General features: G+C 54.7%; 1 protein-coding gene. It reads right to left on the reverse strand.

The window, feature by feature from the left end:
• Positions 1-2: 2 nt before the first annotated feature.
• Positions 3-331, reverse strand: a 329-nt coding sequence (locus tag AC1RP4_RS07875; RefSeq protein ID WP_481763253.1) for a hypothetical protein, incomplete at its 5' end; no start/stop codon positions are given.

Raw genomic sequence — 331 nt, forward strand, 5'->3', positions numbered from 1 at the left:
ATCTAGCATGGAACGGAGCCCCGATCCTCGCAACCTTCACCGCTCTCTGCCTGCTGTTCTTTGTCCGGTCTTTTTATTTTGTTCTGAGAAAGGCATGACGTATGAAAGCAGGTGATCGAGTAAAGTTGGTTGGCGCAGCAGCCGAGGTCTTCCCGGACTATGGTATCGGGCTCGTGGTAGACGACGCGCAGTGCCCTCCCACTCACGTTAGTGTGACGTTTGCGGCCCATGAAAAGCCGCTGTTGCTTAATCGCCGGTTGGTTGGGCTCGCGTAACCTTGAAGCCCCGCCCCGTGCGGGGTTTTTCTTTTTGTGCTCAGCCTTGCAATTAT

The sequence above is a fragment of the Dellaglioa sp. CoH-56-MRSF-10 genome, from assembly GCF_056782175.1.